This window comes from Variovorax sp. 01N429 (assembly GCF_056399425.1).
On sequence record NZ_JBFTRG010000002.1, the window covers coordinates 514,604 to 523,887 of the forward strand.

Genomic DNA, 9,284 nt, shown 5'->3' on the forward strand with positions numbered 1-9,284 from the left:
CTTTCGTTGAACTTTCTGGTCGACTGCCTGTCTTTCAGCATTCATGAAATCCTGGTCCCTGTTTGCATCCGCCACCACCGTGGTCGCCCTGCTGGCGGCGGGCTGTTCGTCCCTTGACGAACATCAGCGCGAATGGATTTTCCAGCCGAGCGACCGCAGTTGGGGTGACTCGGAAGCCATGAGCCAGGGCATGGACGACGTCTGGATCGATTTCAAGTCCACACTCACCGGCGAACCTGTGCGTCTGCATGGGCTCTGGCTGGGCAATCCGCCTGAATCGCCCGACAAACCCGTCATGCTTTACCTGCACGGCGCGCGCTACAACGTGGCGGGCTCCGCACCACGGATGCGCCGGATGCACGATTTGGGTTTCTCGGTGCTCGCCATCGACTATCGCGGCTTCGGCAAGAGCTCGAAGGCGTTGCCTTCGGAAGACTCCGCCCGCGAAGACGCGCTGGAAGCATGGCAATGGCTCGCGGCGCATCATGCCAAGCAACCACGCTACATCTTCGGCCACTCACTCGGCGGCGCCATCGGCATCGACCTCGCCTCCCGCGTGAAAGATGAAAAAGGCGTGATCGTCGAAAGCACCTTTACATCCATCGCCGACGTCGTGAGCAGCTTCAAGTGGGGATGGTTGCCGTTCGGACCTTTCATCACGCAGCGCTTCGAGGCCATCAGCAAAGTCAAGAACATTGGTGCGCCGCTGCTGGTCGTGCACGGCGCGGCCGACAGCCTCATCAACCCCACGCTCGGCCGCAAACTTTATGACGCGGCGACCGGCTCCAAGATGTTTGTGCTGGTCGAAGGCGGATCGCATCACAACGCGAATTCGATCGGACAGGCGCAATACCGGTCGGCCCTTACGCAGTTGTTTCGCATGAAAGAGCCGCCGTCGGATCTGGCTTCGGACGAAGACACTGCCCCGACCGTGCTGGCGCCGACGCCGACGCCCGTGTCGCCGCCGCGGACGGTGGTTCACCATCACAACCTGGCCGCCGCGCCATCGATCTGATCGGCCGCTTGGTCAGGGCGTTTTTGGATCCGACGGCAACACGTAGCCGTCGTTCAGCGTCTTCAGGAACACGACGACGTCCTGAATGTCGTCGTCCGACCAGACCGGCTTGTCACCCTTCTTCTGCGTGAGTGGCGGGTCGATGTGATCCACGTTGTCCTGCAGCGCGAGGGGCATGTCGTCGAATTGCTGATTGCCACCGGGGTGGGGATACCACTTCTCCGGTTCGGCGTCGCGCTCGACATAGAAGCGCACGGCCTCTTCCAGGCTATGAAAACGCCCGTTATGAAAGAACGCGCCGCGAGTGGCCACATTGCGCAGCGTGGGCGTCTTGAACAACCCGCAGTACTTCTTTTCCGCGCCCTGGTTGGTGCGCACCGGTCCGCACAGGCCGAGGTCGTAATACTCGGCGTTGGCGTTCGCCGGGATTTCCGGATTGCGCGGCACACCGAGCGCCTCGAAGCTGAAGTCGGTGAGCAGCGGATGTGCCCCATTGGCGCCGGGCTCGATCAGGTGGCAGGCCACGCAGTTGCCGCCCTCGCGGTCCTTGAACAGCTTCAGCCCTCGCGTTTCCTGTTCGCTCAGATCGACCTTGCCATCCAGATACAGATCGAATTTGCTGTCGTAAGGCTGAAAGCTCGCGTCGTCGAGCTGAAAGCGCTGCAGGGCTTGGCCGAGCGCCGCAAGCGCTGTATCTGGGCGCGAAAGAATGTCGTCGCCGAACACCTGGCGAAAGCGCTTTGCAAAGCTGCTCCTGGCGATGCGTTCGGCAACCGCGGCGGCGTCTGCATTGGCCATTTCATTGGAGGCCAGCAGCGGAAAGGCAGCTTGCGCAGCCATCGTGTCGAAGCGTCCGTCCCAGGTGAATCCGCCGACCGGCACGTGGTCGGTCTCGGTCATGCGTTCGCGCGGGTTGCCGATGTAGCTATGGCTCCACATCGGTGTTCGTCGCAGATAGCGCAGCGACGGAACCGCCCGTGTGCCCGCATCCTTCATGTCGACGCCGCCCAATTGGACCGCGAGCGAATTGGGCGGTGCGTAGGCGTGGTCGGGGCTGTGGCAAGTCGCGCACGACATGCGCCCCGAGGCTGACAGTGAAGGATCGAAAAAAGCGACCTTGCCGATTTCGGCCATGTCCTTGTTGGACGGCGCAATGGCAACGGCCCCGGGTTCGGGGCCGCGGCTGCAGGCGACAACGCCAAGCATGATCGCCACGAAAACGGCGGCCAGCGCCGCCTTGCTCCCAGGCATCCTCACTGCAGATTCGTGAAGATGTCGCTGCCGAAAGGCACGAGGTTCTTGTCGTCTGCGTAGCCCAGGTATTCCTTGGTCTGGAAGATGTCCTCCAGGCTCTTGAGCAGCGAGTAGTGGTTGTACTGCACGTCGCTCACAGTGCCCGGTTTGATCCACTTCGACAGGACCACCGCACCCGTGCGATCGCCGCCGACGCCGATGTAGTGCAGCTGATAGCGCGTGGTCGCTGATAGCGGAATGAACTGGTCATCCGGACGCGTCACGTTCGGCCCCGTCTGCTGGCCGCAGCACGCGGCACCCGGCAGATTTGCGATGTACGTCGTCACGCCGTTCGCGACGGTTTGTCCGGCCAGTTGCGTATCGGCCGACTCGTCGAAGTTGATGACGATGAGCCCGTCCTTCTGGTAGGCAGGCGAAGCCTGGATGATTGGCACCCACTTCTTCAGGAACGCATCGATCGAGGTCAATCCACCCGCGGCGCCGTTCACGCAACCCTTGCCCGCAGTGCCGGTGCCGTCGCCGTCATGGCCGTCGTCGCACAAGTTGGGCGTGATGAACACGAAGTTGGGCGTGGTGTCGATCGACTTGAGGTCGCTTTCCAGATTGTTTTCGAGGTTGACCACGTGCTTGTCGCAATAGGCTTGGTCGTCGATGATGGAATGGAAGTAGACGAAGGGGTTGTGGCGAGCGGCGTACTGGTCGCCCATCGGCACATCGGCAGTAGGTGCCTGCGCCGATTGCGTGTTGTCGATCGCGCCGATCTTCGGATGCCCGCAGGTGGCGGATTCACGCGTCGGGTCGTTGCCCATGTCGCCCATGTAGCCTCTCCAGCTCACGCCGATCGTGTCGAGCTGGTTCGGGAGCGTCTTCACTTCCTTGGGATAGACGCAGCCCTTGCCGTCCTTGGTCTTGAGCACCTTGGGGTTTGCGAAATCCCAACCGTCGGCGACCGCGTCGTTGAAGCCCTGAAAGCAATCGCTCTCGGTTTCCTTGGTCGACGGCTGACCGCTCATCATCGCGACGTAGTTGTCCAGGCTGACGTGGCCCGTGCCGAAATACTGGTTCAGCAAAGCGCCTTTGCTCGCGAGATCCTTGAGGTATGGGTCCTGCGTGCTCGCGCCGAAGGTATCGGTGAAGTTCTTGTTTTCCATGGTGAGCACGAACACGTGCTTGATGGACTGCTGGGTCACCGGCGGCACCGTCGGCTGTTGGGTCGCAGGCGCCGTGGGCTGCTGCTGGTTTCCGGCTGCTGCCTGCTGGAGAGCAAGAGCGGCCAAAGCGTCGTTGTTGCTGCCGCCGCCGCCGCATGCGCTGATGATGACGACCGCCGCGACGGCGGCGATGGAGGCAAGCGTGCACGCAACCCGGCGCACCGTCCAGCCATGGCTGGAGAAGATCTCGAACATGAAGGAGCTTTCCCTTTGAAACGGTCGTCGCCTGCTGGCTCGGACCTCTGTAGTAGTTGGGCCCGAGGCCCGGTTTTGGTTTCGTTTTGAAGCATAGGCAGCCGATGTGTCCGTCCCATGACATTCCAAGCGGCGGTCTCGCCTCCCGGTCAGCTTTGTTACCCTTGGGCGCATGCCTTCGGAACTGGATTCATCGCGCACTGCGCCCCGCTATGTGGCCTTGGCGGGCCCCACTGCATCGGGCAAGACCGCGGCGGCCTTGGCGATTGCGCGCGTTCGACCTGTCGAGATCGTCAGCGTCGATTCAGCGTTGGTCTATCGCGGCATGGACATCGGCACCGCCAAGCCGACGCTTGCCGAACGCGCCGAGGTGCCGCATCACCTGATCGACATCCGCGATCCGCGCGACCCCTACAGCGCAGCCGCATTCGTGCAAGACGCGCGTCGGCTCATCGTGGAGATATCGGCGCGGAGCAAGCTTCCGCTTCTGGTGGGCGGCACGATGCTTTATTTCAAGGCGCTGGCCGAGGGCATCGATGCAATGCCCGCGGCCGACCCGGAGATTCGCAAGCGGCTCGAAGCCGATGCCGCCGCGATCGGCTGGCCCGCCATGCATGCGCGACTCGCGCAGGTCGATGCCGTCACGGCTGGACGCCTCGCGCCCAACGACAGCCAGCGCATTCAGCGCGCCCTGGAGGTCTGGCATACCAGCGGGCAGCCTCTGTCGAGTTTTCATGGCGGCGGCAATGCAGGCGCGGCCGGCGGTGGATGGGCTGCCGCTGCGATGTTCTCGCTGGAGCCCACGGAGCGCGCTTGGCTGCACGAGCGCATTGCGGCGCGTTTCGATGCGATGCTGGCGGCGGGATTCATCGCCGAAGTGCAGGCACTGCGCGCGCGCGGTGATCTGGATGCCGACCTGCCCTCGATGCGCTGCGTAGGCTATCGGCAGGCGTGGGAGGCGCTGGATGGCGCCTGGCCAATCGTTGAATTGCGCGAACGCGGCATCGCGGCCACGCGACAGCTCGCCAAGCGTCAGATCACCTGGCTGCGCAGCATGCCGCAACGCCGCGTGATTGCTGCCGAGGCGTCCGACGCCATCGCCCAAGTGGTCCGGCAGGTCGCGGACATCGCATGACGCTGCGCATCACGGATCTCGGCAAGCACTACGGCGAAGTGCCCGTCTTCGAGAACGTGTCGCTCGATATCCCTGCCGGCGAGTTCGTGGCGATCGTCGGCGAATCGGGCGTTGGCAAATCGACGCTGCTCAACTGCATGGCCGGGCTCGACACCTGGGATGCCGGGACCATCGTGCATGACGGCATCGACATCGGAGCGCTCGATGCGCAGGGGCGCGCGCTCTGGCGGCGCAGTCACGTGGGCTTCGTGTTCCAGGCTTTCCACGTCTTGCCGCATCTGGACGTGGCGCAAAACGTCGCGCTGCCGCTGATGCTGCTCGGCGAGCGCGGCGCAGGCATGAACGTGCGCGTCTCGAAAATTCTGGAAGCCGTCGGGTTGGCCGGACTCGGCGAGCGCCTTCCGCAGCAGCTCAGCGGTGGGCAGCTGCAGCGCGTGGCCATCGCGCGGGCGCTGGTGCATCGCCCTGCCCTGCTGCTGGCCGATGAGCCGACAGGCAACCTCGACCCCGCAACCGCGGCGCGCGTAATGGACGTGCTGCTGGCGCAGACGCGGGAGCACGGCGCATCATTGGTGCTGGTCACGCATTCTGAAGCGGCGGCTGCGCGCGCCGATCGGGTGCTGCACCTGAGCGCGACCGGAATCCGCTAGCCGCAGGCGTGCTCGCCTTGGTCCGCCAGCAGGGCCGCAAAGCGCCCAAGATCGACGTTGCCGCCGCTGATGACGACGCCGACCCGCGCACCACGGATCGCTTCCCCCGCGGCACACGCGCCCGCGAATGCAAGGCAGCCGGTCGGCTCGACCACCATCTTCATGCGCTCGGCGAAGAACCGCATGCCTTCGACCAGTTGCCCATCGCTCACTGTGACGATGTCGTCCACGTCGCGACGGATGATGCCGAAGGTGTATTCGCCCAGGTGCTGCGTTTGTGCACCATCGGCGATGGTCTTGGGCGTGTCGATGTGCACGATGCGCCCGGCGCGCAGCGATTGCTGGCCATCGTTGCCTGCTTCAGGCTCGACGCCGTAGATCTTGCAGGCCGGCGCGAGCGCGCGCGCGGAGAGCGCCGATCCGCTGGTCAATCCGCCGCCGCCGAGGCACACGTAAAGAATGTCGAGCGGACCCGCATCCTCGATCAGTTCCTTGACAGCCGTGCCCTGCCCCGCGATCACGTCAGGATGGTCATAGGGCGGAATCAACGTCATGCCGCGTTCTTCAGCAAGCCGCCGTGTGAGCGCCTCGCGGTCTTCCGCGAAGCGGTCGTAAAGCACCACTTCGGCGCCGTAGCCTCGGGTGGCCGCCAGCTTGGCTGCGGGCGCGTCCGTCGGCATGACGATCACCGAAGGCATGCCGAGAATCCGTGCAGCGAGCGCGATGGCCTGCGCATGATTTCCCGATGAAAAGGCGATCACGCCGGCCTTGCGCTGCACAGCGTCGAACTTCGACAGCGCATTGAATGCGCCGCGAAACTTGAAGGCTCCCATGCGCTGGAAGTTCTCGCATTTGAAGAAGAACTGAGCGCCCCAACGCGCGTCCGCGGTGCGAGAGCGCATCACCGGCGTGCGGTGGGCATGGCCTTCGAGCCGCGCGGCGGCAGCGACGACATCGTCGTAATCGGGAAGTGTGTGCATACCCGGAGCTTAATCCGACCCCAAATCAAAGATTGGCGGGCGCCTGTGGATCGTCAGAGACAACGCTGTCGGACCACACTGACAGACAGCCGCTCGCACACTGGCAAAGTACCAGGATGTGTCCATTCAGGGGAGGCTGAAAGCCCATGCCGATCGTCTGCGGAAATTGCGGAAGCGAGAACCGGTCCAATGCAAAGTTCTGCATCGGCTGCGCGGGCCGCCTGCCCGGCTTCGCGCCATCCGGAGCCGCCGCGCTGCAGCAGGAAGTGAATCGGCCGGGTCGGACTGCTTCGCAAGCCGTTCTGCCCCCCGTCCTGGAGCCCAGCTTTGCGGCGGGCACGCGGGCACCCGAAACGCGACGGGGCGTGCCATCGGAGGCGCCGTCTGCGGAGGGCGCCATCACGTCGTTCTGGCTGAACCTGGGGCTGGTGAGCCTGACGATGATCATCGCCTTCGTTGCGTGGTGCGTGTACGTGCTGCACCACGGCACGGCGCCATGGGCCCAGATCGAGCGCATGTTTGCTTCCACGCCGGCGGCAAGGCAGGCGGAGCCCATCGCGAAGACGGTTGCACCTGCCTCGACAGTGGCTCCTGTTGCGCCTGCTGCACCTGTACCTACACCCGCACCCGCACCCGCATCCTCGACCGCGACAGTGGCTGCGCCATCTGCCGCCTCGAGCACCGCAGCACTGGCATCCCCGGCGACAGCCTTGGGTCTGGGATTGGGATCGGGATTGCCGCCGAAGACCCAGACCGCGTCCGTGATCAATCCGTCGAGCAAGAGCGCAAGCCCGGAGAAGCGCACGTCCCAGCGCTCCAGGCGGGCCCAGCGGGACGAGGAGCCGGACGACTCTCTTGCCTATCAGCTGCCCTCGCCGCAGCCGAGGACTTATCCCGATCCCGGTCCGCCTATCGCCCCAGGACCTGGCCCGCAGTACAGCTGGGTGCGGCCTTCGCAGCGGGTCGCCGACGATCCGGGGCCGCCCGTGGCCATCGGTCCGGGTCCGCGATACGGCTATGAGGTGCGCTCGGAAGCGAGCGCCCCCTCGTCGGTGCCAAGCGGTGATCCGGGGCCGCCCATCGCAGTGGGTCCAGGGCCGCGATACGACTATTCCACGCCTGGCAGCAGAAGATAAGACCCGAACAAAGCGCACGGCTTGACCGCGCCGTGTCGAAATGGCACCTTGCGCGCCGTCATTACACGAGCGATCCTGCTCGATGTAGTCTTCACGCGAGGTTTCCATGCAATACATGCTGATGTTCTATCAACCCGAGTCCGATTTCGACCAGCGCAGCGAAGAGGCGGCCCAGGCTTATCGCGCAGGCTGGATGGACTATGTGGGCGCCATCCGCGAGTCCGGCGTGGCGCTGCACGGCCATGGCCTGCACCCGCCGATGACCGGCACCACGCTGCGTATCCGCGGCGACAAGCGCCAGGTGCAGGACGGCCCCTTTGCCGACACCAAGGAGCAACTGGGCGGCTACTTCATCATCGACGTCGCCGACCTCGATACGGCGCTCGAATGGGCGGCGCGCGCACCCTGCGCCGCTACCGCCGGTGTCGAGGTGAGGCCCGTGTTCAGTCAGCCGAACGCGGCGTGACGGAGCTCGCCGTCCACGAAGCGCGCGCGGCCGCAGAAAAGGCCGCGCGCCAGTCGTATGGGCGACTGGTGGCGATTCTCTCGGCGCGCACGCGGGACATCGCCGCCTCCGAAGACGCATTGGCCGACGCCTTCGCGCGCGCGCTCGAACGCTGGCCTGTCGACGGCGTACCCGCGCAGCCCGAAGCGTGGCTGTTGACGGTCGCGCGCAACCGCACCTTGGACGCCTGGCGGCACACTCGCGTGCATGACGACGCTTCCCAGACACTGGCGCTGCTGGCCGATGAAGTCGGGCTCGACACACCGGGCAGCGACGCCGTGCCGGACGAGCGGCTGCGTCTGCTCTTCGTGTGCGCGCATCCGGCCATCGACGCAGCGGCACGCGCGCCCTTGATGCTGCAGACGGTGCTCGGGCTCGAAGCGGCGCGCATTGCCGGCGCCTTTCTGACGGCGCCTGCCACGCTCGGCCAGCGGCTGGTGCGTGCCAAGGCGCGGATCAGGGCAGCCGGCATTCCCTTCGAATATCCGCGTGCGGACGACTTGCCGCAGCGCCTGCAGGATGTGCTCGACGGCATTTACGCCACCTACGGCACCGGCTGGGACGATATCGATGGCGCAGAAGCCACGCAGCGTGGCCTCACGGCGGAGGCCATCGATCTCTGCCGCATCCTGTGCGGCTTGATGCCGCGTGAGCCCGAGCCTCTGGGCTTGCTCGCGCTGATGCTTTTCTGCGAAAGCCGTGCCGCGGCACGTCGCAGCATTGCAGGCGACTACGTGCCGCTGGATGAGCAAGATACGACACGCTGGAATCACGCGCTGCGCAAACAGGCGGAGCAAGCGCTCCGCGCTGCGGCATCCATGAACGCGCCGGGTGCATTCCAGATGGAGGCCGCCATCCAGTCCGCGCACTGCGCACGCCGCCTGGGTGCGCAGGTGCCCCCTGAGGCGCTCGTGGCGCTGTACGAAGGCCTCCTCGCATTGCGTCCGAGCATCGGCGCGCATGTCAGCCACGCCTGCGCGGTCGCCAATGCGGCGGGGCCTGCGGACGGCCTGCGCGCACTCGATGCTTTCGCGCAAGGTGATGTCGCCAACTACCAGCCCTATTGGGCGGCCCGAGCCTATCTTCTCGGGCAGACCGGCAACGCGGCCGAAGCAAGACAGGCCTACGCGCGCGCAGCCGGCCTCAGCACCAGTGGCGCCGTTCGTGCCTATCTGGCGAGCGCAGCCGCGCGCCTCTGATCGT

Annotated in this window: 9 protein-coding genes; 5 read left to right on the forward strand and 4 right to left on the reverse strand. The window is 65.3% G+C overall.

Features of this window, described 5'->3' with window-relative positions:
* Positions 1–43: 43 nt before the first annotated feature.
* A complete protein-coding gene (locus AC1DSF_RS05655) occupies positions 44–1,015 on the forward strand; it encodes an alpha/beta hydrolase (protein WP_478123878.1) in 972 nt (323 codons plus the stop codon).
* A gap of 12 nt (positions 1,016–1,027) precedes the next feature.
* Here the strand turns inward: AC1DSF_RS05655 and AC1DSF_RS05660 are convergent, their stop codons facing one another.
* Together AC1DSF_RS05660 and AC1DSF_RS05665 are read right to left on the reverse strand one after the other, a co-directional pair.
* Positions 1,028–2,266, reverse strand: coding sequence for a cytochrome-c peroxidase (locus AC1DSF_RS05660; RefSeq protein ID WP_478182445.1), 1,239 nt, complete (start codon positions 2,264–2,266; stop codon positions 1,028–1,030).
* Positions 2,267–2,268: 2 nt separating this feature from the next.
* Positions 2,269–3,675: an alkaline phosphatase family protein gene (locus AC1DSF_RS05665; RefSeq protein WP_478182446.1), complete on the reverse strand. Its 1,407-nt coding sequence runs from the start codon at positions 3,673–3,675 to the stop codon at positions 2,269–2,271.
* Positions 3,676–3,847: 172 nt separating this feature from the next.
* Here AC1DSF_RS05665 and miaA point away from each other — a divergent pair, with 172 nt between their 5' ends.
* Positions 3,848–4,810, forward strand: coding sequence for a tRNA (adenosine(37)-N6)-dimethylallyltransferase MiaA (miaA, locus tag AC1DSF_RS05670; RefSeq protein ID WP_478123881.1), 963 nt, complete (start codon positions 3,848–3,850; stop codon positions 4,808–4,810).
* Complete coding sequence (locus AC1DSF_RS05675; protein ID WP_478123882.1) at positions 4,807–5,460, forward strand: ABC transporter ATP-binding protein; 654 nt, start codon at positions 4,807–4,809, stop codon at positions 5,458–5,460. The genes miaA and AC1DSF_RS05675 overlap by 4 nt, the downstream gene beginning before the upstream one ends.
* Here the strand turns inward: AC1DSF_RS05675 and AC1DSF_RS05680 are convergent.
* Together AC1DSF_RS05680 and AC1DSF_RS05685 are read right to left on the reverse strand one after the other, a co-directional pair.
* Complete coding sequence (locus AC1DSF_RS05680) at positions 5,457–6,440, reverse strand: threo-3-hydroxy-L-aspartate ammonia-lyase (RefSeq protein WP_478182447.1); 984 nt, start codon at positions 6,438–6,440, stop codon at positions 5,457–5,459. The genes AC1DSF_RS05675 and AC1DSF_RS05680 overlap by 4 nt on opposite strands.
* Positions 6,441–6,465: 25 nt before the next feature.
* The gene (locus AC1DSF_RS05685; RefSeq protein WP_478144359.1) at positions 6,466–7,245 is read right to left on the reverse strand and encodes a hypothetical protein; all 780 of its coding nucleotides are present in this window, start codon (positions 7,243–7,245) and stop codon (positions 6,466–6,468) included.
* A 437-nt stretch (positions 7,246–7,682) separates the two neighbouring features.
* Between AC1DSF_RS05685 and AC1DSF_RS05690 the strand changes: the two genes are divergently transcribed.
* The gene (locus tag AC1DSF_RS05690) at positions 7,683–8,042 is read left to right on the forward strand and encodes a YciI family protein (RefSeq protein WP_478144358.1); all 360 of its coding nucleotides are present in this window, start codon (positions 7,683–7,685) and stop codon (positions 8,040–8,042) included.
* Positions 8,039–9,280, forward strand: coding sequence for an RNA polymerase sigma factor (locus AC1DSF_RS05695; RefSeq protein WP_478144357.1), 1,242 nt, complete (start codon positions 8,039–8,041; stop codon positions 9,278–9,280). Before AC1DSF_RS05690 ends, AC1DSF_RS05695 begins: the two co-directional genes overlap by 4 nt.
* Positions 9,281–9,284 lie beyond the last annotated feature (4 nt).

What these genes read in the sequence shown, in the direction of transcription:
- AC1DSF_RS05655 (WP_478123878.1), top strand. Translation starts at nt 44, where the DNA reads ATGAAATCCTGGTCCCTGTTTGCATCCGCCACCACCGTGGTCGCCCTG.
- AC1DSF_RS05660 (WP_478182445.1), bottom strand. Translation starts at nt 2,266, where the DNA reads ATGCCTGGGAGCAAGGCGGCGCTGGCCGCCGTTTTCGTGGCGATCATG.
- AC1DSF_RS05665 (WP_478182446.1), bottom strand. Translation starts at nt 3,675, where the DNA reads ATGTTCGAGATCTTCTCCAGCCATGGCTGGACGGTGCGCCGGGTTGCG.
- miaA (WP_478123881.1), top strand. Translation starts at nt 3,848, where the DNA reads ATGCCTTCGGAACTGGATTCATCGCGCACTGCGCCCCGCTATGTGGCC.
- AC1DSF_RS05675 (WP_478123882.1), top strand. Translation starts at nt 4,807, where the DNA reads ATGACGCTGCGCATCACGGATCTCGGCAAGCACTACGGCGAAGTGCCC.
- AC1DSF_RS05680 (WP_478182447.1), bottom strand. Translation starts at nt 6,440, where the DNA reads ATGCACACACTTCCCGATTACGACGATGTCGTCGCTGCCGCCGCGCGG.
- AC1DSF_RS05690 (WP_478144358.1), top strand. Translation starts at nt 7,683, where the DNA reads ATGCAATACATGCTGATGTTCTATCAACCCGAGTCCGATTTCGACCAG.